Origin of the sequence: Compostibacter hankyongensis (genome assembly GCF_039541075.1) — a bacterium.
GTDB lineage: Bacteria > Bacteroidota > Bacteroidia > Chitinophagales > Chitinophagaceae > Compostibacter > Compostibacter hankyongensis.
Genome location: NZ_BAABFN010000001.1, coordinates 979342 through 1002524, shown reverse-complemented (window position 1 = coordinate 1002524; position 23183 = coordinate 979342). Strand labels below are relative to the sequence as shown.

Annotated in this window: 16 protein-coding genes; 2 read left to right on the top strand and 14 right to left on the bottom strand. The window is 55.3% G+C overall.

The features are described from left to right. Positions 1-107 precede the first annotated feature (107 nt). Complete coding sequence (locus ABD851_RS04170) at positions 108-1658, top strand: ATP-binding cassette domain-containing protein (RefSeq protein WP_344975797.1); 1551 nt, start codon at positions 108-110, stop codon at positions 1656-1658. 3 nt (positions 1659-1661) lie between these two features. Here the strand turns inward: ABD851_RS04170 and ABD851_RS04165 are convergent, their stop codons facing one another. Beyond that, positions 1662-2213, bottom strand: coding sequence for a hypothetical protein (locus ABD851_RS04165; protein ID WP_344975794.1), 552 nt, complete (start codon positions 2211-2213; stop codon positions 1662-1664). 124 nt (positions 2214-2337) lie between these two features. Between ABD851_RS04165 and ABD851_RS04160 the strand changes: the two genes are divergently transcribed. After that, complete coding sequence (locus tag ABD851_RS04160; RefSeq protein WP_344975791.1) at positions 2338-2973, top strand: hypothetical protein; 636 nt, start codon at positions 2338-2340, stop codon at positions 2971-2973. Positions 2974-3002: 29 nt separating this feature from the next. Here the strand turns inward: ABD851_RS04160 and ABD851_RS04155 are convergent, their stop codons facing one another. The 13 genes from ABD851_RS04155 to ABD851_RS04095 form a co-directional block, all read right to left on the bottom strand. Next, complete coding sequence (locus ABD851_RS04155) at positions 3003-4268, bottom strand: replication-associated recombination protein A (RefSeq protein ID WP_344975788.1); 1266 nt, start codon at positions 4266-4268, stop codon at positions 3003-3005. A 187-nt stretch (positions 4269-4455) separates the two neighbouring features. After that, positions 4456-4983 (bottom strand): c-type cytochrome, encoded by a 528-nt coding sequence (locus ABD851_RS04150; RefSeq protein WP_344975785.1) that lies wholly within the window; start codon positions 4981-4983, stop codon positions 4456-4458. A gap of 110 nt (positions 4984-5093) precedes the next feature. Then, positions 5094-5585, bottom strand: a complete 492-nt coding sequence (locus ABD851_RS04145) for a hypothetical protein (RefSeq protein WP_344975782.1) — start codon at positions 5583-5585, stop codon at positions 5094-5096. Positions 5586-5604: 19 nt separating this feature from the next. Next, complete coding sequence (aspS, locus tag ABD851_RS04140) at positions 5605-7398, bottom strand: aspartate--tRNA ligase (RefSeq protein ID WP_344975778.1); 1794 nt, start codon at positions 7396-7398, stop codon at positions 5605-5607. A gap of 221 nt (positions 7399-7619) precedes the next feature. Continuing rightward, positions 7620-9107, bottom strand: a complete 1488-nt coding sequence (locus ABD851_RS04135; RefSeq protein ID WP_344975775.1) for an MBOAT family O-acyltransferase — start codon at positions 9105-9107, stop codon at positions 7620-7622. Between the two features lie 98 nt (positions 9108-9205). Then, entirely contained in the window at positions 9206-10489 is a 1284-nt protein-coding gene (locus ABD851_RS04130) for a GDSL-type esterase/lipase family protein (RefSeq protein ID WP_344975772.1), read from the bottom strand. A gap of 13 nt (positions 10490-10502) precedes the next feature. After that, complete coding sequence (locus tag ABD851_RS04125) at positions 10503-11903, bottom strand: SGNH/GDSL hydrolase family protein (protein ID WP_344975769.1); 1401 nt, start codon at positions 11901-11903, stop codon at positions 10503-10505. A gap of 25 nt (positions 11904-11928) precedes the next feature. Beyond that, a complete protein-coding gene (locus tag ABD851_RS04120; protein WP_344975766.1) occupies positions 11929-12477 on the bottom strand; it encodes a glucosaminidase domain-containing protein in 549 nt (182 codons plus the stop codon). 271 nt (positions 12478-12748) lie between these two features. Continuing rightward, positions 12749-18772, bottom strand: a complete 6024-nt coding sequence (locus ABD851_RS04115; protein WP_344975762.1) for an alpha-2-macroglobulin family protein — start codon at positions 18770-18772, stop codon at positions 12749-12751. A gap of 158 nt (positions 18773-18930) precedes the next feature. Next, positions 18931-19803 (bottom strand): succinate--CoA ligase subunit alpha, encoded by an 873-nt coding sequence (gene sucD / locus ABD851_RS04110; RefSeq protein ID WP_344975759.1) that lies wholly within the window; start codon positions 19801-19803, stop codon positions 18931-18933. 62 nt (positions 19804-19865) lie between these two features. Next, entirely contained in the window at positions 19866-20654 is a 789-nt protein-coding gene (locus tag ABD851_RS04105; protein ID WP_344975755.1) for an ABC transporter ATP-binding protein, read from the bottom strand. A gap of 32 nt (positions 20655-20686) precedes the next feature. After that, positions 20687-21424 (bottom strand): MlaE family ABC transporter permease, encoded by a 738-nt coding sequence (locus tag ABD851_RS04100; protein ID WP_344975752.1) that lies wholly within the window; start codon positions 21422-21424, stop codon positions 20687-20689. Between the two features lie 79 nt (positions 21425-21503). Beyond that, entirely contained in the window at positions 21504-23147 is a 1644-nt protein-coding gene (locus ABD851_RS04095; RefSeq protein ID WP_344975748.1) for a M1 family metallopeptidase, read from the bottom strand. Positions 23148-23183: the final 36 nt, after the last annotated feature.

Below are 23183 nucleotides of genomic sequence, written 5' to 3'. Positions count from 1 at the left end.
CATCATTTAGCCATCGTAATCCCTTTCAAATAAAATTACCCTCTTTCCCTGCCCTGCTATAGGTTTGAGGCCGTTATTCCCGGAAGAATTTCCACATAAGACGCCACATGCAGACAGATCATACAGCCCTTCTCGTTATGGATCACCTTACGGTCCGCTATACAGACCAGGTTTTGTTCGAAGACCTGTCTTTCCGGCTAAACCGGGGGGAGCAGTGGGCGGTCACCGGCCCCAGCGGATCGGGCAAAAGCACTTTTCTGAATACCCTGCTCGGCAAATACAACATCTCGGGAGGCGGCATCCGTTATCCTTTTTTTGCGGACTATGCAGCCCGCCATACCATCACGGATCCGCTGTTCAACTTCCGCAACCTGATCGCTGTAGTATCCCATCATCATCATTTCCGCAACCTCTCCCATACCACGGATTTCTATTATCAGCAACGCTTTCATGCTTATGATTCCGACGACGCGCCTACTGTTCGTGCGTTCCTCGAACAAACCGCGGACAGGGTCAGCCGGCAGGTAGCCGGTCTCCGGCCCCGCTTTACCCCGGCAGACATCGAAACGTTGCTGCTGCTGACGCCGCTGCTGGACAAGACCTTAATCAAGCTTTCCAATGGTGAAACGCGCCGGCTGATGATCGCGGCAGCGCTGATGCAGCAGCCGGAGCTGCTGCTGCTGGACAGTCCGTTTACCGGGCTGGATGTGCAGACGCGGGCTTTCTTTCATGAGCTGCTGGAAAAATTCATTGCCGCCGGCATCACCATCATCCTGGTTACCACCCCCCAGGAGCTCCCGGATTGTATTACCCATGTGCTGGAGCTGGACGCCGGTAAGGTGAAAGGCGCTTTTACACGTAAGCAGTATCTGCAACTCCGGGAAGCGCAGCGGGAAGCGTCAGCAACAGGCCCTTTCATCGATCCGGTACAGCTGGAAAAGCTGACCCCTGCCGGAAACGAAGATCACCGGTTTTCCTTTGCCGTACGTATGGAGAACGTAAAGGTGAAATACGGCGATACTATGATCCTTGACGATATCAGCTGGAAAGTGGAAAGGGGTTCCAAGTGGGCGCTCACCGGCCCCAACGGAGCGGGAAAATCCACCCTGCTCAGCCTGATCACCGGTGATAACCCCCAGGCCTATGCGAATAAGATTTATCTTTTTGACAGAAGGCGGGGCAGCGGAGAAAGCATCTGGGAGCTGAAACGCAAAACCGGTTTTGTCTCCCCTGAGCTCCACCAGTATTTCACTTCGGCCAACACCTGCAAAAATGTAGTGCTTTCCGGTTTTTTTGATACCATGGGGCTGCAGCATAAGCCGACGGAGGAACAGGTCAGGCTTGCTGAAGAATGGATGCAGCTGCTGGCCATTGCATCCCTTTCGGAAAAGAAATTCAGACAGGTGTCCGCCAGCGAGCAGCGGCTGGTGCTGTTGGCGCGGGCATTGGTCAAGAACCCGCCCCTGCTGATCCTCGACGAGCCCTGCCAGGGGCTGGATCAGGAGCAGAAGGCGCGCTTTAAAAAGATCATCGAAGCGGTCTGCGACCGTCCCGGTAAAACGCTCATCTACGTATCGCATTACCGGGAGGAAATCCCCGCCTGCGTCACCCGCTCGTTGCAGCTGAAGAACGGGAAGATCGACCGGCTGGTTATCTAATTTTTATTCATTCAGCAATCTGCTGAATTTTACCGTTTGGGAAAAGGGCGCAATCCTGGAACCTGCGGTTACATTAGGAGGAAGCGAAAGCGTAATATGCCTTTTCATAAAGATCGTAAGATCAACGAGTTCTTTGGAGGTAAGCCGGATTTTCTGTCTGGAAGGAATCATAAATTGTACTCCCACTACTTTTCCGTTTCCCTGACTGGCGACTGCATAAAGGATAACAAGAATATCTACCTGCTTAGGATCGTATATTAATTCCTTTATCCGGCTAATTCCCAATACGCGCACGAATGTACTATTGATAGTTTCCCGGCCGGAGAATTTCATACCTTCAAACCGTATCAGGCTTCTGGGATTCTTCAGCATATCAGAAATAATGTTGCCGTCTTCCGTAATCCATAATGAATGATAAGTGCTGCTTTCCTCCACGGAAATAATATGCCGGCCCACCTTATATTGTCCAGGCTTTTGAATAGCCTGACCTAAAAGACTATTGCTCATCATACAAAATAAGGTAGCCATCGCAAGGCTTGCATTTTTTGTTTTCACGATGCTGCGTCTATAAAACAGTCAGATTTTCATCTAAGATTCCAACGAGATATTATTTCCATATAAAAAACCAATCCTGTCAAGAAAAAATATTTATATTCGTCATTATTATCATGCTATTCGTATGAGAAAATCTCTCCACCTTCTGGCAGCCGCTTGTCTGGCGCTGCTTCTACTGGCCGTCTCCTGCAGCAAGGAAATTAGCGATCTGACAGCCAATGAAACAACGGAAGCACCAGGGGCGCTGATAGCATCGGCAAAAAAATGGTGTTCGGATCATCTTAACCATCCCTCTGCTTCACAGATATTTCCACCGGAACAGGTCAAGCGGGAGTTCCCGCCGGAATGGGAAAAATCCCGGATGATCCGGACATCCCGCGGCGTCGTTATGCTGGTGGTAGCATCCTCCGCCCCACCGATGCGGTACATCAACAGGGGCTTCGGCCGCTTTTTTGTATTCCCCGTCTCCAATCACCACATTATAGACGGCGGAATGGTAGAATTCATAGGACAGAACTATGACGTCTGGGACAATATCGACTTCCTGCTGAAAAACTTTGATCAGGATACTATTCCGGGATTCAATGGCATTGTTGCCCGGTACGATATCTATCGCACTCCCACCTCCGGTATCGTATATCGGAACGGTCAAAAAGCAAAAAACGTGCGGACTGAAATCGTAAGGGTTCGTGGAAAAGATATGGAACGCCTGGCCTCCACTCCTGTGCTCGATTCTCTTCCTGTGCAGGATGGGCAATAAGGCGCCCCTGTTCAGAACGTTCCTATTTTTCAATACCCGTACTTCTTTTGCCAAAGGCTGCGTAGGAACTTTCGCAGCTCCTCTTCCCGCGGGTTCTTCCCCGGATCATAGAGCTTCGTGCCGGCCAGCGCATCGGGAAGGTACTCCTGCGGGGAAAAGCTCTGGACATAGTCGTGTGAGTACTGGTATCCTTTGCCATAGCCCTGCTGCTTCATCAGCTTAGTAGGCGCATTCCGCAGATGCAGGGGCACCGGCAGATCGCCCTGCCGGGCGACGAGCGACTGCGCCTGGCCGATGGCCATATAGCTGGCATTGCTCTTGGGTGAGCTGGCCAGGTAGGTGGCGCACTGCGAGAGGATGATACGGGCTTCGGGATAACCGATGAGGTTCACTGCCTGGAAGGTATTGGTGGCCAGCACCAGCGCGGTAGGATTGGCATTGCCGATATCTTCGGAAGCCAGGATCACCATCCGGCGGGCAATAAATTTTACATCCTCTCCTCCTTCGATCATACGCGCCAGCCAGTACACCGCCCCATTGGGATCGCTGCCCCGGATGGATTTGATAAAGGCCGAGATGATATCATAATGCTGCTCTCCTCCCTTGTCGTACAGGGCTATGCGTTGCTGCGCGATCTGCATGACCTGCTCATCGGTGATCTCCGCGCCCTTGTCCAGCGTTTCCGCTACCAGCTCCAGCAGGTTCAGCAGTTTCCGCGCATCCCCGCCCGAAAGGTTCAGCAGGGCGGCATGCTCCTGCAGCTGCAGCTGCTTTTCCCGCAGCCGCTCATCCCCGTCCAGCGCTTTGTGCAGCAGCCGCAGCAGCTGCTCCTCGTCCAGCGGCTTTAATACATAGACCTGGCAACGCGAAAGCAAGGCGGCATTTACCTCAAAGGAAGGATTTTCGGTGGTGGCCCCGATCAGCGTGATGGTCCCTTTCTCCACGGCGCCCAGCAGGGCATCCTGCTGTCCCTTGTTAAAACGGTGTATTTCGTCAATAAAAAGAATGGCGCCGCTTTCTTCCCCGGCACGGCTGATGACCTCCCGCACTTCCTTTACTCCGGAGGATATGGCGCTCAGGGTGTAGAACGGCACCTCCAGCGCCTGGGCGATGATATGGGCGATGGTAGTCTTGCCGACCCCCGGCGGGCCCCAAAGTATCATGGAAGGGATATGGCCCTGGGCGATGGCTTTTCGTAAAACGCTTCCCGCTCCGGTCAGGTGCTCCTGTCCGGCCAGGTCATCCAGGGTATGCGGACGCATGCGTTCCGCCAGGGGCATTTGTGTAACAGACATATCCTCCTCCGCGCTTTTCGCGAATGTACAAAAAACCCGCTGTCCGGAACGACCCGGAAAAAGGATGCACCACGATTGATCCGGCGCTTGGCCGGAAGCCGTAAAGAGCCCGGCATGACAAACGTCTCCTAAAAAATAAAGGCCGCCCGGGGAGGGGCAGCCTTTTTATAAAACGGTTACGTCTTTCTTACTTGGCGCCGTCATTCTGGCGCAGGAATTCCAGGATAGCCCGGCACTCTTCCTCGTTCACGCCCTGGAAGGTCATCTGGGTCTTAAATTCATCCAGCAGCGCCTTGGCGATCGGATCTTCCTGGGTCATCTTCGTGGGATCGGACATCATGTTCAGTATCCACTGGGGCGTCCGGATATTGGTAATGTTTTTCAAACCCGGGCCAATGAGCCGCTCATCTGTGGGCTTATGACAGATGGCGCATTTGGTCTGAAAAAGGTCTTTCCCTTTCTTGGCCAAAGCAGCATCCAGGGGACCCAGCTTTATTTCCTTGTCGGTGTATTTCCCCACCCCTTTGCTGTCGCTTTTGGCATTCAGGTCCAGGGAGCTGGACGCGTTGTTCATGGTAGTGCTGCTCTCATCGCTGCCCGCGTTGCTCACAGGCGCACTGCTGCTATCGGTATTAGTATTGGAAGAGCTTCCGCCTCCGCAGGCATACAACCCTGCTCCTACACACAGGAGCGCCACTTTCAGAATTGTCTTCATAGGAACAAGTGTTTTTCGATTTTTGCGGGGTAAAGCTAAGGTATAATTCCTTTTTTTAAAAGATTTCAGCCGTTAATATTTGTTTTTTAAAGGCCGGACGGCCCATTACGCTATTGCTCCGCGGGAGGGTCCTGGAAATACGCGCCGTAGCGCCGCAGATACCGGAAGGAGAGCACCACATGTACCCCCAGCAATACCGAGCTGGCCATACAGAAAAGGGCAACGCCCCGTACGGTGCCCACGCTCATGCCCAGCCGCTCTCCCATGGTTTCCAGCACATTGCTCCCGGTCAGCACCACCAGCAGCAGCAAAAACTGGAATACAGAGTAGATCAGGGTCACATAGGCATTGACCCTTATCCAGTCCTTCAGACGGGTACGCAGATATTTGCGGGCCTGGAGCACCTGCCGGGCAAAAACGACAGAAAGGTTGGTATACAGCAGGATGGAAAAAGCGATAAACAAAGGCAGCAGCAGGGAGGGCTGAAAACCCGCAATGCCGAAGTTTACCATCACGCCGAACAAAAAGAGTACGGCAATAAAGTTATTAAAAATGCCCAGTATACGATATGTCCAGAAGCCGCCTGACCTGTTGTCTTCCATAAATCTTTTCCTCTGTCTTTTATTTTTTTATCAAAAGATCCAGCTCATCCAGCTGGGCGGGATCCACCGGGGAAGGAGCGTCCAGCATGACGTCCCTGCCTGCATTGTTCTTGGGGAAGGCGATAAAGTCGCGGATGCTCTCGCTGCCGCCCAGGATAGCGCAGAGGCGGTCGAAGCCGAAAGCAATGCCCCCGTGCGGCGGCGCGCCGTATTCAAAAGCGCCGAGCAGAAAGCCGAATTTCTCCTGCGCCTCCTTACTGTCCATACCAAGGGCAGCAAACATTTTTTCCTGGAGATCCCGCTGGAAGATCCGGATAGAGCCGCCGCCGATCTCGTTGCCGTTGAGCACCATATCGTAGGCATTGGCTTTGATCTCCCCAAACCGGGAAGGATCGCCCAGCAAGGCCGTCTGTTCCGGCTTGGGCGCGGTAAAGGGATGGTGGCGGGCTACCCAGCGTCCGCTTTTCCCGCCGGAAACATCATGCTGGCCATGGCTGGCCAGCTCCGAAGCCTCCACGTATTCGAAGAGGGGGAAATCCACCACCCATAATAATTTGAATACGGCCTTATCCCGCAGTCCCAGCCGCTTTCCCATTTCCAGCCGGAGCTCGCTCATGGCCTTGCGCGTCAGGGCCTCCCGCCCGGACAGGATCAGGATAAGATCGTCGGCCTTTGCCTTGCAGGCCGAAGCGATCCGTTTCAGGCCGTCCTGGTCAAAAAACTTGTCTACGCTGCTTTTAAAGGTGCCGTCGGCATTGCATTTCACATATACCAGACCGGACATGCCGATCTGGGGGCGTTTTACCCATTCGGTCAGCTCGTCCAGCTGTTTGCGGGTAAAGCCCCCGCATCCTTCCGCTACGATGCCGCTCACCAGCTCCGCCTCGTCGAATATCTTAAAGCCGGCCCCGCGGGTCACCGCGCCAAGGTCATTGAGCTTCATGCCGAAGCGGATATCGGGCTTGTCGTTACCGTAATCCCGCATCGCCTCCTCCCAGGTCATGCGCTGCACCGGCCCGGTATAATCGATGCCCTTTACCGTTTTGAAGATATGCCTGATCATCCCCTCAAAGGTCTGCAGCACATCCTCCTGCTCCACAAAGCTCATCTCACAATCGATCTGCGTAAACTCCGGCTGCCGGTCGGCCCGGAGGTCCTCATCGCGGAAACACTTTACGATCTGGTAGTAGCGGTCATACCCGCTCACCATCAGCAGCTGCTTAAAGGTCTGGGGCGACTGCGGCAGGGCATAAAACTGACCGGAATTCATCCGGGAGGGCACGATGAAGTCGCGCGCGCCTTCGGGGGTGGAACGGATCAGGAAGGGGGTCTCGATATCCATAAAGCCCTGCTGGTCCAGGTAGCTCCGGGCAGCGCGGCTGACCTTATAGCGCAGCTCCAGGTTCTGCTTCACCACGTTGCGGCGCAGGTCCAGATAGCGGTACCGCATCCGGAGGTCGTCGCCGCCGTCGGTATCGTCCTGGATCGTAAAGGGTGGGATCTGCGAGGCGTTGAGGATGGTGTAGGATGCCACCGCGATCTCGATCTCGCCGGTGGGTATCTGGGCGTTTTTGTTGCTCCGCTCGGTAACGGTACCTTTCACCCGGATCACAAACTCCCGTCCCAGGGGCTTTGTTTCCAGCGCCCTGTTGAGCTCCTCTCCGAAAAGCAGCTGGGTAATGCCATACCGGTCGCGGAGGTCCACAAAGGTGATGCCGCCCAGCTTCCTTACCGTCTGCACCCAGCCCGAAAGCACCACGTCGCTCCCGCAATGCGACATTCGTAATTCTCCGCAAGTATGTGTTCTGTACATGAGATTCGTCAAAAATCGGAAAAACAACCGTTAAATCCGGCAAAGATAAACAGTTTACCCCTAACCCCTGAAGGGGAATTTATAGGATATCAGATGTTTGTTTTTTTATCCTTCGTCTGCATTCCCCTGCCTAAGGCGGGCCAGGGGAGCACCTTTTACCTTTTGCCCTTCACCTTTCACCCTTCACCTTTTGCCTCTTACGCCCCCTTTAGGGGGTTGGGTTAAAACTGCAGGTAGATCGGCATGACCGGCTGGGCAGTCTTTACCTGGATGATCGCCCAGATCAGCCCGGTCAGGATAAACACATAGCTCCAGGAGGGAAGCCACTGCAGCCCACGGACCGCACGCTCTTCCGTCCGTGCGGGGATAAAGTGCAGCACATATCCCAGTAGCATGACCCACAGCACGGTGCTGTAGCCCGCATAAAAAGCGGACCAGGTGCCGCCGTCGAAGTTCAGAAAGATCTGGTGCAGCATGGTCCAGGCATCCGAGAAGGAGGAGGCCTTGAAAAATATCCAGCAGAAGCAAACGAGGTGAAAGGTAAAGAGTATGCCGCCGATTTTCTTGACGGTCCGCCAGGCGGGACTTACAGGCCGCTGTCTCCGTTTTTCCCATTCCATCCGTTTCTTGTCCGCCGCCAGCGCCAGCCCGTGCATGCCGCCCCAGAAGATAAAGTTCCAGTTGGCGCCGTGCCAGAATCCGCCGATCAGCATGGTGAGCATGAGGTTGATATACTGGCGCGTCTTTCCCTTTCGGTTACCGCCCAGCGGGATATAGAGATAATCTTTCAGCCAGCTGGAAAGGGAAATATGCCAGCGCCGCCAGAACTCCGTAATGGAGCTGCTCTGGTAGGGCGAGTCGAAGTTGGGCGGTATCTTAAATCCGATCCAGCGCGCGATGCCGATGGCCATATCAGAGTAACCCGAAAAATCGCAGTAGATGACCATCGCATATCCATATACCGCCATCAGACATTCCAGCCCCACGTGCTTGCTCGGGTCGTCAAAAACATACTGTACAAAGTTCACATAGATGTAATCCGAGATCACCACTTTTTTGAACAGACCTGCAATGATCAGATACAACCCCTTGCTGATATCTTCGGAGGTGACATGATACGGTTTGTCGATCTGCGGGATAAAATCGGCCGCCCGTACGATCGGCCCCATCATCAGCTTCGGAAAAAAAGAAAGGAAAAACAGGTAATCCATAAAACGGTCTACCGGTTTGAAATGCCTTCGGTAGACATCAATGGTATAGCTGAGGTTCTCAAAGGTATAAAAGGATATGCCAATCGGCAGGAGCAGCTTCAGGGGCCGGAAATGACCCAGCTCCAGGTCATTCAATATGCCGATAAAAAAATCGGTGTATTTAAAATAGAACAGCAGGCCCAGGTTCACCACGATGCTGAAGGTCAGCAAGGCATTTCTTTTCGCCCGGCTTTCCGAATAATAGATCCATCGGGAGAGGTTAAAGTCCACAATAGCGGCGAGGATGACCAGCCCCACATAATAGCCGCAGGCCTTATAAAAAAAGTAGAGGGAAAAAAGCGTAAACAACCAGACGCGACCGCGTGGAGAACGGTGTACGAACTGGTAGCAAAGCAGCAATGCGGCAAAAAAATACAGAAAGAACCCGCTGTTGAACAGGATCGGGTCCTGCGGATTGTACAACAGGGCTGCGGTCAGCTTATGCAGATCGATATTCATATAACAGTCAGGGCTTCCCGGCGTAAAGGATAAAAACGTGCAATTTAATAAACACGCTGTTTATTTCAGCATCTGTCCGTAAGACAGGCGGATCCGGATCATTTTCCCTGCCGGAGCAGGAAATGCCCATAGGCCTTTTTGATGGCGGCGGCCATCAGCCCACCCTGCATCTCATATCCTTTTACCGTATAATGCACGCCGTCGGAGGCGGCCAGCCCGCGGCTGCGCCAGCGGGAAAAGCTGCCCGCACCGCCCATCACCCGGTACATATCCCAGTAGGCCAGCCCGTGTTCCCGGCAGTAGGCAGTCATCGCATCCCGTACCGCGGCTATATAAGGATCGTGTACCAGCACGCTGCTGCGGTACCGGCGGGGCCCCTTGGAGGTCTTCCGCGTGACGGTCCGGTAACGCCTCAGCATCACGTCGCCCGGCAGGGTAAACAGCAGGGCGGATCCGGGGGCTGCGGTATGTATGCGGGTGACCAGCCGGTCTATGTCCTCTTTCAGCTCCGTCAGGTCCACCCTTCCCATTCCTTCGTTGGTACCCAGGGATATGATGATCAGGTCCGCCTTCGCATAGGAAAGCTGACGGAAAAAGAGCCAGCTTTCGTTGTATTCCTTGAAACGGGCGCTGTTGACGCCCGTGGCATTGTAGAGTATCCCGGGTTCTCCGCTGTACAGGACCGCGCCGTAAAATTCCAGCGGTGTCTTCGCCGCACCCTTTCCCTTCCAGCTGATCTCGAACGAACGCGAAGGGGTGGAGAAAGAAACGCTGTCGTACCGGAAATCCGCCAGGCTGTCCGTCTGTATCGGTTGCAGGGCGGCCACGCCCCGGGGCAGCGTCACATGACGGTAAGGAATATCGAGGGTATCGGCGGCGGCTCCGCCCGTGAGCAGCACGGCTGAGCGGATGGTTTCCCCGGCAGCAGCCGCACCGGTAAAGGTAAATTCCAAAGCGGCGGCGGACGACTGGCTGTACAGGGTATACCCTCCCAGCCCTACCGGTATATCCTCGGCGATGCTCCCGGCGCGGACGCCGGTGCCCAGCAGGTTCACATCTCTCCAGTAGCCGGTATTGTGCCAGCGATAGCCATCGGGACCGTTTGTCTTCATCAGGTGGTAGGGGAATACAAAACCCCGTCCGGCGTTTCCAAAGGTCTGCTGCAGTGCTTTCCGGGCTTCGCCGGGGAAAAAGCCGGCCTGCAGGTGGGAGTCCCCGATATGCAGGATCCTTACCACATTGCTGTCGGTCTTTTGCAGCTTCCCGAAGAAATCATACAGCGCCGTGTCGTTATGGATATAGTTTTGGTGCTGATCCACCGAAGGGGTCTGCGCCTGTGCTTTCCCCGCCCAACAAATCCCCAGCCATAGCAGCCACTGCACATGACGCAACCTGTTATTTATAGCGTTCACTTTCAAAATCCTTGATCATACTGTTATACAAAAGCGCTCCTACGCGCTCCGCCCCGCGGAAGTTCAGGTGGGTGTAATCTTTGTTGGCATACACGGTATCACCCTCCACCCATTGCACCATGCTGCCCGCCCCGCCCATGGCGCTGAACAGGTTCCAGAAGGCACAGCCGTATTCCTCGGCCAGGCGATGCTGCAGGTCCAGCAGGGTGAGCACGCCCGGCTGTGTCTGGTATTCTCCCTGCACGCGGGCCGCCTTGTCTGCCGTTCCCACCAGCAGGATGCTGGTATTCGGGAAATTGCTGCGCAGGTAGGCCATGGTCTTTTTCATCGGCCGCTCGTACCAGCCGAACTTTGTGATACGGGGGTTAAAAAGCACGTTGGGACCATAATGCAGGACAATGAGGTCATAAGGGTGAACGGACTGCATGCCCTGCGTCACCTGTTCCGGTATGCGGGGAAGCTCCACCCCGCTGATCCCCCGGAAGGCATAGTTATCCAGGAAAATGCCGCTGTCGCTCTCCAGGGAAAAACCGTAAATATCCACCGGTCCCGTGGGATCAAACTGAAAGCGGACCGCCGTGGCGGCCGAATCTGCCTTCAGCTCCAGCTCATTTACCCGGTGGCTGCCGTCCAGCTCGAAGGTGGCTCCCCCCGTAGATACCCGGCAGGGATGCTCCTCAGCAGGACCGTAAAACAAGGTGATCTCGTGCAGCTCGTCCAGATGAGGCCGGTGCACGGGGGCCAGCCGGACCCAGCTGCCGGCTTCCGGGTAGAAGGCATGACCGGAGAGACCGAGGTCCCGCCCCCCAGCTTCCTTATCCTTAAAGTTGTATTCTTCCCAGTCCTTGGAAAAGGTGTGCACCACCGTATTCCGGAACCCGGCCACGATACTGGTGACGGGCACAAAGCCAACGCCGTTGCCCCCGAAATAATTCTGCAAAAGCCGTCGCACCGTACCGGTGATCAGGTCCCCCTCGATCATGGAGTCGCCGAAGTAGGCGATCCTTACCTTTTTCCGTTTCCCGGTTTTCAGATCGTGCAGGGCCTGGTAAAAATGCACCATACCGGATGCTTCGCTGCCGGTATCCCCATACTGGATAATGCCGGTATAGGTCATGAAGTCGCGCTTGATGTGCGTCTTGTCCGCCACCACTTCGGAAGCAGCCTTTTTCTTCAGGGAATCCACCATCCGGGTCACCGGAGCCGCCGCGCGGGGAGCCGCAGACGGCGGCTTTCTGCGCACTTCGGACAGCAGGTCTACCTTGTTGAAAGACCAGCCCCACAGCGAAAAGCCGGTAGGTATATAGGTCAGCGCAACGAGAATGATGAGGGTAAAAAAAACAAGAAGAAAAGGAACAGAAGACCTGTTATCTGCAGAAGACATACTATAGGTTAAAATCGGATCCGAACTATTTTGCCGTCACATCTCCGGGCATTCCGTCCTCGTCCTCATCAGCAGCCTGGTCGAACTGGTCCAGGTCGTAAGTCCGTATGGTCCGCAGCACGCGTTGCATCCAGACAACGCCTGCCTCCGCATAACCGAAGCTGTACAGCCCTTTGATCCAGGAAAGATAGTCAGATTTACCTTTCAGCTGCCGGTAAATGTTCTTTTTCTGGATCTTCTTGCAGAAATCCTGATAAGAAGCTTCGTCGCTGGTATATCCTTTGTATCTGGAACGATAGGTGGTATTTTTTTCATCCAGATGATTGGGGCCTACGATGCCAAAATGGTTATTGAGCAGGTGGGCATTCCGGCTGTTGCCGTTGGCGGACTCGAGCATGGCAATCCCCAGGATCACGCTGGCCGGGATACCGCTCTTTTCCATCAGCGACTGTGCAATGGGGGCATGCTCCCGGATATACGATTTGGGGGTAAAGCGCTGCTGCTGGGCATGGGTAACCCCCTGCCCGCCGAGCAATAAAACCGCTATCCCGCATACAATTGCAAAAAATTTCATCTCCCAAGATATTGACGGTCTGGTTAGGACGGGGAAATTATACTACAGTCCCCTTTTCTCAAAACCGGAAACCATTAATTATCAAAAGGTTAAAGATTATGTATTTTTAATGGAAAGCCATTCCGGTGCCGTTCCGCCGCTTCTCTGCAAAAATGGTTCCAAAAATGGGCTCCGGTTTTTTTCCGGAGCAAAAAAGGATGACCGGCGAACGGGCGGATCTGTCCTGCAGACAACCCGGTCATCCCGACGGCGCAAATATAAGAAAAATATTTTATTTACGTTCTTCGACGCGGACCCGCTGCCCCCCGGCATGAGCGGCAAACTCCGGCGCATACATACATTGTACTGTGCTGATGCCGTTTGAAAAATCGCCTGCGCTGCCGACCACCATCGGATATTCCAGCACATGGGTTCCTTTGGGCAGATGATCAAAGAAGAAATTCATGCTGGCGTCCTTGGTTTCGCTGTAATAACCCGCGCCTTCTTTCCACTGGTAACCGCTCAGCACCTGCAGCGGCTCAAAACAGGAAGCGCGCATATCTTTCAGGTGCACATATTCCAGGTCCCGGTCCGTGCGCAGCACCATCCGGGAAACGATCCGGTCTCCCACATGCAGCACTTCATTGTCCTTCAGCGGCACCAGCACCGGGCCCTTCGCGGTATTTTCCTGCCGGTACAGCGCTTTTTGAATGCTCAGCGAGGTGGCGGCCCCGGTTATCTTGTCCAGGTTCTCGAAATACTGCCAGTAAACGGCGCCCCAGGCCGGGCCGGCGGCGGAACCCGATTCCAGCTGTACGGTAATATCCCCCATTTCCGGACGGACAGCGGTTGCGGGGAATTTTTTCTGAAAATATCCCGTACCGGCTTCCGTTTTTTCGTTCCGGGAATCAACGGTCTCCTTACCGAGGGCAAGCCGGACCTCCGGCTGCTGCTCCGGCCAGTTGCTCCCCTGCAGCAGCAAGGCATAGCAGGCATCGGCGGTGGATTTGGTGGAGGGCCAGTTGCGGGTCTGCTTCTGCTTCAGCAGCCAGGTCTTCAGCCTGTCTACCGTCCGGGTGTCGCGGGCTATCTCCGCAAAGGCTTCGATCAGGAGGGCTTGTGTTTCTACGGGGGCTTCATACCAGTAAAAGCCGCCTTTCATCTTTTTCCAATACATGCCCATCTCCGGGGAATAGGTAGCCGTTTCCTTCAGGGAGCGGATAATGTCGGTAGCCGTTTTCTCCGATCCGCTGCGGTGCAGCACCAGCGCTATCATGCCCTGCATGTATATGCTTTGCCGGGTCCAGTGCTGTTGCGCCTGCGCCATGAAGTAGTTGTACGCGGTCCGGGCGCTGTCGCCCACCGGTATCGAAGGGAAAAAGCTGCGCATATAGAGATACTGGATGGCCAGATTGCTCAGGTGATCGTCGTCCTTTTTCGTCTTATCCTGCAGTATCCGTTGATAGTCTTCACGGATACGCTGATCGAGATAAGGCAGCGCGCGGGTGGTTATTCCCCGGATGATGCTGCTCTGCTGGGGTATGCCCAGCTGCTGCAGGTGACCGATGCCGCTCAGGATATACTGGGTGATGTAACGGTCGTCCTGCATACCCCCGAACCAGCTGAAGCCCCCGTTGGGGGTCTGCAGCTGCTGCAGCTGCTCCAGGGTCTGTGTGCTTTGGGCCTGCAGACGGACGGTATCAAAGAATCCGGCCAGCTGCTGTTTCCGCTCGGCTTCATTTTTGGCATCCCGCACCCAGGGGCTGGCATCCAGCAGTACGGATTTCAGGTCTTCATTTTTCTGCAGGTTGCTCCGGAGCGCGGAAGTGTCCTTGCGCCAGGTGTCAAATACTTTTTCAATGTTGGGTTGCGTCTGCGCGATATGCCGTCCGACGGAAACGGCATAATAGCGGTTAAAAAGCTGTTCAGCGCAGGAATGGGGGTACTCCGCCAGGTAGGGAAGCGCCTGTACGGCATACCAGGCGGGATTGGTGGTAAATTCCGCAGTAAGGCTATAGGATTGCAGCGTGGAGGATGCGCCGCTCTGCAGCAGCTTATCCATGCGGAAATGTTTTGTCCCGGCTTCCGGCATATTCAGCGGCAGGGTCTCGGTGACCAGCATACGGTTGCTCAGCACGGGCAGCACATTCTCCTCCCCGTCGCTGTAGGTGCCGGCGTCGGCCGTAATACGGCAGGTGAGCGCGCTGTGAAAATCCTCCGGTATCTTCAGGGCAAACCGCACCGCGCTGCTCCGGCCGGCTTCTACCGAAAAGGACTGTACGCTGTCCTGTCCGAACAGGCGGCCTACCGGCTCCAGGGTTTCCGCATCCAGCAGCTGCAGCCGGGCCTTGCCACTCAGCGTTGCTTCCGAAAGATTATCGATGCGGGCGGCGATGCTGATCTCATCCCCGTTGCGCAAAAAGCGGGGAAGGTTGGGGGTCACCATCAGCTTTTTCTGGGTGATCACTTCCTTTTCCGCATAGCCATAGGCCAGGTCCGGCGTATGGGCCAGCATCATCAGCCGCCAGCGGGTCAGCGCTTCGGGCATGGTAAATTCCAGCGATATACTTCCTTCCGCGTCGGCATGCAGCTGCGGAAAGAAGAACGCCGTTTCCTGCAGGTTCTTCCGGACCTGCATGGCAGGAGGCGGAGCAGGCGCCGGCATGGCAACGGAACCGGTGATGGCTTTCTTCTCCTGGGCGCCGTAGCCGACGACAACCACTTCCTGTGCCGGTGCCGGGCTTGCATCGCTCTTTGCCATCACGCCTGCCGCCTGGCCCCGGAGCATAATTCCAATGCGACGGGAATGCGGATACCCGAACCAGTTCAGCTGCGCATAGGTTTTTTCATAGCTATCCTGTACAGCCGTATCCGGACGGTAATAATCCCGGGACCGGACGGCATTGAAATTATTGTCCGTATGCCATGCATTGCCTTCCGCAAGCGTCGGATACAAGGTAGCGGGCGTAGCCCAGTTATGCGACCGGAAAACATCCAGGGAAGCATCGTACATGGCGGCCAGCAGCTCGGCGGTGGCTTGCTGCCCGCCGGGGCCGGCGATCTTCAGCCGCCATTTCTCCTGTTCCCCCGGCAGCGTCTTATCGCGGAAGGTAGACCAGCTCAGCTGCAGCTGCTTGTTTGTCCAGGGCACCCGTATCAGCGTATCTCCGCTATAGATGCGGTTGTGCTTTACCATGAGGTAGCTCAGGAGGATGCCTCCCCTGTCCGACTCATTAACAGGAACGGATATACGCTTTATTTCATTGCGTAATGAAACCAGCTGCTGATCCTCTTTTGGCTGCCGCCCGCTTTTCTGCCGCAGCAGCACATAGCCGTCGCCGGCGCTGCCTAGCAGCAGCTCCACCTTATCGCCGGGGGCGGCCTCGCCGGAGGAAAGCGTATGCCAGAAAACGGCGGGACCGGACGGCTTCCTGTCTTTGCTGCCATACACCTGAACATAACGTATGGCCTTTACCGTATTACCGTCTTTGTCTTCCGCCGTCGCGGTAACGGCGTACCATCCTGACGGGAGCTGCTGTCCCGCAGCCCGGTCCAGGAAATGCCCGTCGGCATGGCTGCTGTCCCGTTTGCTGAGGACCTCTTTCAGAACTACCCATCGGGCAGGATCGTCCTCATCCCGGTAAACATCGTACGGAAAATCGCGGTGGTATTCGGATTCGGAAATCACAAACTGATCGGGCTGTTGCCAGTAACGGTTGCGGAGCTCCCGGTCCGGCGCTTCGAGCTGCTTTACAGACAGCTGCACTTCCGCCGGACGGAACGTATCGCTGACGCTCATGCTATGGATGCGGATACGCTGCAGGCTGTCGGATGACAGCTTTTCCGGGATATCGAGCTCCAGCACCAGCGACTGGTAGCCGGCAGCCAGATCGGCCGTGCCGCTGCGCGTTTCCCCGCTGATATCGGTAACATCGGCATATACCAGGTAATGAAATACGGGCTGCTGCTCCCGGGGCACGTTCTCATCCGGACGCATGACGAAAGGCACCGAAAAATTCCCCTCCGCGTCGGTAGTGGCTTCACCCTGGGCGATCTCCTGCTGGGGCAGCGGCCGTATCGGAAGATAAGACCGGAAGCCCAGCGGGATAATGCGGGCGCGGCGTACCACCCGGTATTTTACCGTTCCGTTCATTACGCTGGCGCCGGCATAGCTGACCGCCTTACCCTGAACCCTTACAGAGTCGTTCAGACGGTAGGCGGAAGAAGGCGGCTGCAGCTCCACATAAAATTTGGGGCGCTTGTATTCTTCCACGGAGAAATACTGCGTTCCGCCGAGACTGTCGTCCTGCAGCGAGAAATTCCCGTTCAGCGATCCTTCCGGCAGCTTAAACTGTCCCGCATAGGAGCCGTAGGCATTGGTGGTCACCGGAAGTGAATCCACCACCTGGTGGTTGGCGTCATAGAGGTATATGCTGCCCTTATAGTTTTCGACCGTATGCCAGCTTCCGCCCGGCGCCGGCTGCTGCGTGACAAGGCCTTTGAAATATACCGTCTGGCCCGGCCGGTAAATGGAGCGGTCGGTGAATAAGAATAACCTGGGCTTACGCTTTTTCTCCGGCGTATTCCCGCTGACGTTATAGGGGATATACTGATAGTTATCAGAAGAAAGATGATCTTTCCCCAGGGTCAGCTCCAGCATTATGCCGGCATAGTCCTTTTCTTTGCGGGTCACTCTGAAATGCCCGTTGGCATCCGTGACATATTTTCCCTGCAGGGATTTTATGTTTTTGCGGGCTTTGTTGTCGTACCGCGATACCCAGGCCTTCACCTGCACGTCTTTGAGGGGCTTTCCCGTTTCCCGGTGCAGCACCCAGTAATTTCCCTTGTTATCCCCGGTATAGGAGAGGTCGGATACGGATAAGGCCAAGGTGGCCGTCTCCCGGGAAAAGCCGGCCTCATCGGCTGCCAGCAGCAGGTAGCTTCCGGGGGGCAGTCCCTCCACTTTTATTTCGGCCGCATGCTCCTGGTAATCCCGGGTATCCGGCAGGGATACCTGCCATTGCTTCAGTACGGGCTGATGCAGTATCTTATTCCAGTAGCCGCTGTCGGTCTGCGCTTCCGGCCCGTCCGCATCCGCCTTCACCACCCGGAAGAAGGCTGTTTTTATGTTCCGGTATTCCACCAGCGTACGGAACGGCTTATCCGGCACATTTACCTTCTCGCTCTGCAGGGTGATCTGCGGCCGCTGTATCTCGCGCAGCAGCGCTGCGCAGCTGATCCCTCCTTCGGAATGGGGAAATGTCTTTACTGCTTCTTCCGCCAGGGCTTTTGCCTTCAGCGCATCATAACGGTGAAGGGTATCCGTCAGCGGATGATACTGCTGCGCCCGGCTGTAATACTGCTGCGCCAGCAGGTAATAGGCCTGGGAGGCGGTGGCATTCCGGGGATATTGCTGTATCAGCTGCTGCAGGGCGTGTTCATAAAGACTGTCTTTATCGGGTGAAACCGATTTCTCCCAGGCGAACTGCAGTCGCTGGATATCCGCATCGATCAGCGCATCGGGACGGCTGTCGTCCAGATGGACGGCGATCAGCTGGCCGAACAGCAGGAGGGCGCGGTAAGCCGGAGCCGCGGTATCTGTGGTATTAAAATCCGTATGGGCAAATTCGCGGGCCGGGGCAAAAGCGGCCGGGTCGCTGAGGGAAAAAACGTCTGCGGGCCGGGTGATGCCATTCTCATCATTCCGGAAATAATCCAGCGCGCGTTGCGCGAGCAGGTCATACAGGGTAGGCCGCAGGGCGGCGGTATGCTCCCCCTTTTCGATCAGCTCGGGAAGCGTATCTATGGCTGTTTTCTGCAGCTGCCCAGCGGGCACTAAAGAGGCCTGGTAATGAACGGCAATGGCGCGGTTCAGCTGGGCGGCGTCCCAGGTGCTGATGTCGTCCCCGGGATTGTTCTGTACGGTTGTACGGTTGTATAGCTTATACCGGTTCTGCCGGAGATAATCCCAGTAGAGCTCGGCCAGCATGCTTTCGAGTATCTGGCGGGCGGGCGCGTCGGCGGCTTTTATCTCGGCTTCCAGGGCGGCAAAATTTTGCTGCTGTGCGCTGTCTTCCACCTGCTCGCGGTATTTAAGCTGATGGATCAGGGACTTGATCTGCTGTCCTTCCTGCCGGTCTTTTTTGGCGTGCTGATAGATCAGCTTTACCGCGTCCCAGGCAGAGCGGGGCAGGTTTTTCGCTTCCAGCTCGGTTACACGCTTCCAGGCGGCATCATAGTCGAATGACTGGGCCAGCATCTTTTTACTGATCAGCAATAAAAGGAAAAGGGGCAGGCAACGTCGAAGCATTTTCATAATCTAACAGTTAATCGCTTTTATCTATCAAGACCAGAGATAGACGAAATCCGCTGCAATTTCCATAAAGGAAAATAAAACATTTTTTCCAAACCGGGGCGAAGGAAATAAAAAAGGCGCCTGCAGGAGACGCCTTCTGTTATCTTTTGGTTATGACTTTATTTATGCAGCACTTCCTGCATGGTCTTCCCGATATCGGCGGGACTGTCTACCACATGGATGCCGCATTCGCGCATGATCTTCATTTTGGCAGCTGCCGTATCCTCGGCGCCGCCGACGATGGCGCCGGCATGGCCCATCCGTCGTCCGGGAGGCGCGGTTTGCCCGGCAATGAACCCTACTACCGGCTTGGTGCCGTTTTCCTTTACCCAGCGGGCCGCATCGGCTTCCATGCTGCCGCCGATCTCGCCGATCATGATGATGCCGTCGGTTTCCGGGTCCTTCATCAACAGCTCCACCGCTTCCACGGTAGGCGTACCGATGATGGGATCCCCGCCGATACCGATAGCCGTGGATATGCCGAGTCCGGCCTTTACTACCTGGTCGGCCGCTTCATAGGTAAGGGTGCCCGATTTGGAGACTACGCCTATACGACCGGGTGTGAATACAAAGCCCGGCATGATGCCCACCTTGCATTCTCCCGCGGTGATCACACCGGGACAGTTAGGTCCTATCAGGCGTGTATCCGTTCCCTTGAGGTAGTTTTTTACCTTTACCATATCCTGCACCGGTATGCCTTCCGTAATGCAGACCACCAGCCGTATGCCGGCTTCGGTAGCTTCCATAATGGCGTCGGCCGCAAAGCCCGGGGGCACAAAGATGATGGACACGTCGGCTCCGGTCTGCCGGACCGCCTCTTCCACAGTATTAAATACCGGCCGCTCCAGGTGGGTCTGCCCGCCCTTGTTCGGCGTTACACCGCCCACGACTTCCGTACCGTATTCGATCATCTGGGTGGCATGGAAAGTCCCTTCCGTACCGGTGAATCCCTGTACGATCACCTTGCTCTTCTTATTAACTAAAACACTCATGGCTGTTTGATCTTCTTTAAGCTGTGCAAACCTACGTGAAAAAGTTGAGTTTCCCCAACCGGTCAGCTCCCCTCCTGCTTCCCCCGGCTCATTTCCAGCTGCCGCATTTCCTTGGCATCCTTGAGGAACTCGGAAGCAAAGATAAAGTCGTTCAGCTTCTCGTCTTTGCTGAAAACGATATCCTTGCTGCTGCCTTCCCACTGCTTGTTGCCCTGGTACATATACACGATATGATCCCCGATCTCCATTACCGAGTTCATGTCGTGGGTGTTGATGATGGTGGTGATCTCGTATTCCACGGTCAGCTCATGGATCAGCTTATCGATCACCATGGAGGTCTGGGGGTCCAGCCCCGAGTTGGGCTCATCGCAGAAAAGGTATTTCGGGTTCAGCACCAGCGCCCGGGCAATGCCTACCCTTTTTTTCATCCCGCCGCTGATCTCGGAAGGGAATTTCTTGTGCGCCTCTTTCAGGTTTACGCGGTCCAGACATTCATTCACCCGTTTTTTCTTCTCCCGGAGCCGCATATTGGAAAACATATCCAGCGGAAACATCAGGTTCTGCTCCACCGTCATGCTGTCAAACAGCGCTGAACCCTGGAACAGCATGCCGATCTCCTGACGAATGGGCTTTCGCTCCACATCGCTCATGGCCGTGAAGTTCTGATCGCCGTACTTGATCTGACCCTCGTCCACCTCAAAAAGGCCGACCATGCATTTCATCAGCACTGTTTTACCGCTGCCGCTGCTGCCGATGATCAGGTTGGTTTTCCCGGCTTCCATTACTGCGGAGACGTCATGCAGCACCACCTTGTCTCCGAAACCTTTTTTTATATGGATAAGCTCAATCATCGATAATCGTTTTTTGTCAGCAGGGCCACGGGCTATTTCAGCAGCAGGGCCGCCAGTCCGAAATCCGCCAGCAGGATGAACACACAGCTCACCACCACCGCTTTTGTACTGGCCTGTCCGATCTCCAGAGCCCCGCCTTCCACGTTATAGCCGAAATAGGAGGACACGGAGGATATGATAAAAGCAAAGGTATACGCCTTGATCAGCGCAAAGGCAACGTTGAACGGCTTGAACTCGGATACCAGGCCCTGCATAAACTGCTGAGAGGACAGGATGCCGGTAAAAACGCCGGCCAGCTCCCCGCACCAGATGCCTACAAAGCCCGAGATCACCACCAGTATCGGAATGGTCAGCAGCGAAGCCACGATCTTGGGCAGGATAAGGTATCCTTTGGTATTGATGCCCATGATCTCAAGCGCGTCGATCTGCTCGGATACCCGCATATTCCCCAGCTCCGAAGCGATCTTGGAACCCACTACCCCTGCCAGCACGATACAGGTGATGGTGGGACAAAATTCAAGGATCATCGTATCCCGCACCACCTGAGAGATGGTGGATTTGGGGATCAGCGGGCTGACCAGCTGGTATGCTGTCTGCACCGTGGATACGCCGCCGATAAACACGGAGATGATCAGGACGATCCCCAGCGACCCGACGCCGATATCCACGCATTGCTGCATAAACTGCTTCCAGTACATTTTCCAGTTCTCCGGCCGGGAAAACATGTCCTTCAGCATCAACAGGTACTTACCGATATGTGCAAACAACATATATGCCTCGATTAAATGAAAGGCGGCCGGTACGCCGGGATCACCGCCTGCAAAACCGGCTCAAGTTAGCGATTTTAGCTCAATCCGCCTTTTGCTTGTCTACATAAAAGTTTTCATCTATCCTGAACCGGTCCGCGCGTTTCAGCGGGAAGGCAACGGATTTCCATTGCTCCGTAGGATAAATAAAATCATACCGTCCCGCCTTCAGGGTCACCCGCACGGGCATATGAAACCCGGGCACCACATGGGTCCAGCGAAAGAACAGCTGTCCTTCTTTTACTTTATACTCCAGCACCGGAATTTTTACGGTGCGCAGGTACTGGTCAAAAACCTTGCTGAAGTCGATCCCCGATGCCCGGTTGATATATCCTTCGATATCCGCGGCATTCACGATCCGGTGCCGGAAGGTGCGGTTCAGCCCCCGGAGCATGGCCCTCCATTTTTCATCGTTGTTCACCACCTGGCGCATGGTATGCAGCATATTGCCGCCCTTGTAATACATATCCCCGGAACCCTCTTCGTTTACGCCGTAATGGGCAATGACCGGCACATCGTTCAGTATGTTTTTCCGCGTACCGATAATGTACTCCGCGCCGGCCTTTTTCCCGAAGCGGCACTCGGTATACAACCCTTCCGCATAGTTGGTAAAGCTTTCGTGGATCCACATATCGGCAATGTCGGCGGATGTGATGCTGTTGCCGAACCACTCGTGGCCGCTTTCATGCACGAGTATAAAATCCCATTTCATACCCCAGCCGGTATGGGACAGGTCCATGCCGCGGTAACCGTTCTCATAACCGTTGCCGTAAGCCACCGCGCTCTGGTGCTCCATTCCGAGATGCGGGGACTCCACCAGCTTATACCCGTCTTTATACCAGGGGTAGGGACCGAACCAGTATTCAAAACATTTCAGCATGCCCTTGGCCTGCGCAAACTGTTTCCTGGCTTTCTGCAGGTTCACCGCCAATGGCCAGAAATCGAGGGTAAGCGGTCCTTTTTCCCCTTCGTAGACATCGCTGAAATGCGCATAGCTGCCGGCATTGACGGCTACGTCATAATTATTGATGGGGTTCTGTACAAACCATTCATAAGTAGTGGTGCCGTCGGTATGCTTTGTCTTGCTGCGCAGACGCCCGTTGGAAACATCGATCATCGGGTCGGGCACCGTAATGGCGATCCGCTGGCTGTCCGGCTCGTCGGCCTGGGTATCCTTATTGGGCCACCAGATGCTGGCCCCGACGCCCTGGCAGGCGGTGGCTACCCAGGGATTCCCGAGACTGTCCTGCGTCCAGATAAAGCCGCCATCCCAGGGGGGGGTCTGCGCCACGCGGGGCCGACCGTGATAATAGACGGCAATGGTATGGAACGTGCCTGCACGCTGGGCGGCGGGCAACGTCACAAAAAAAGCGTTGCCGTCCCTGCGGTAACGGAGATGCGCTCCGTCCTGCACCATACTGTCCGCTTTTAGCGGCGTCATCAGGTCGATCTGCATCTCCTGCGCCGGCTGCAGCACGCGGTAGGTGATCCGGTTGTATCCGCGGATGCTGCTGTCTGCCGGACTGATCTGCACATGGAGATCATAAAAGGTGACGTCCCACCAGGCCCGCTGCGGCGTAACGGAACCGCGCAGCGTATCGGCATGTGTAAACCGCGTGGTATCCTGCGCCATACCGGACAGGGTATATAAACCAAGCATACAGCACAACAGGACGTTTCGCAGCATATAGGGGTTTTAAAGCGGGAAGTTATTGATTTTCCG